Source organism: Mesorhizobium sp. P5_C1 (assembly GCF_054049815.1).
The window spans coordinates 1-1,241 of record NZ_JBFULQ010001002.1 but is presented as its reverse complement, the minus strand read 5'-3'; the positions used below and the strand labels follow the sequence as shown (position 1 = coordinate 1,241).

Here is a 1,241-nt window from a genome sequence, read left to right as displayed (position 1 = left end):
ACAGGATGGAGATCCAGCCGTGCTCGAGTGGAGGTGGTCGAATGATTGCCCGGCTGTTTTTCAACAGGTGTATCCGGCGGGCGGCAGGCCTCGGTCTTTTGCGCGGATCGCTTGTCGCGCTGCCCGCATGCAGCGACGACGAGCCGGATCCTGGCGACCAGGTCGGAGCGAACCCGACATTGCCGGAGCCGGCCCAGTATTGGTTCCATCGATGCATGTTGCGTCAGTCGTCGGCTGGAAACAGGATGAGACGCCTAGGCGAATCTTCCGGCTTGGTCGTTGTCGCTTTTCTTAGTATCGGCACCACGCAATTTGCCCTCTGGACATTGACCTATCCGATCAATCAGGCGACCCGAAATTGGACCGTTCTGCCCGAAAACTGGGAGCTGCTCCGGCGCCAGTTAGGAATATTCGCACGCCATCGCCGCCTCACTCAATGCCTTGGCGTTGGTGATGCCTTTCGTAGGCACYCCGCCGCAGGGTAATGGTGTTCGCTTTTTGTCGGCATGAACCCGGGTGATGGAGAAGGGGCCAGATCGATCTGCAGTCCGCCAGTGCCTCGGCGAACTCTATCTCAGAAAGCAATGCTAGCGGCGCGGACGGCGTTTCGGGATCTGCACGACATTCTCCGACCCAGGCAGATCAAAGGCCATGGCCAGCTGACGTACAGAGGCCATCTCCACGATGAGTTCCTCGATCGAAAGGTCCGGCAAACCGGTCTTGACCCTTCTTTCTCACCTTGGAAGCAAGCTCATGAACCCGGACTGGGACGAAAAGCGGGCTGTCGTCCAGCAGACTGCTGATTTCGATCACGACATCGGCGTCGATGTCTTTGGGCATCCCCTCATGGGCGTGACCTTGGTCCCGAAGCAGGTGCAATGTGGATGATCAGGCGTTGCGGACCAGGCGACGGGAACGGGCCGGGTCCAGCTAGATAGGTAGAATTTCATAAATCTGCTGGTGTCGAGGTGTCACGAGGAAAGTCGGCACAAAAACAACCATCAGCGCAGTTCGACACTCCATATGCCCGGGCAGCATGTCCCGGCGGTCGTTCACCCCTTTAAATCCCCCGAGCGTCACCCCGCTTCATCGTACAAGCCGGAACCTGATGGATCGACGCGCATTTCCTCTCCATGCGTGGCGGACCGAACCGCCGTCGAGCAGATTAATCGGTAAACAAGGAGACTTCGATGCAACGTTCGAGTGCAATTTCGGAACATCGTCCTGGTGGACTCGCCATA

The 1,241-nt window shown here is 58.1% G+C and carries 1 protein-coding gene and 1 pseudogene; both read left to right on the top strand.

Going from position 1 to position 1,241, the window contains the following annotated elements; genetic code table 11:
- Window positions 1–485: pseudogene (locus ACXJ7R_RS33380) on the top strand (hypothetical protein); the annotation flags it as partial.
- Window positions 486–753: 268 nt separating this feature from the next.
- Window positions 754–888, top strand: coding sequence for a hypothetical protein (locus tag ACXJ7R_RS33375; RefSeq protein ID WP_457155517.1), 135 nt, complete (start codon window positions 754–756; stop codon window positions 886–888).
- Window positions 889–1,241: the final 353 nt, after the last annotated feature.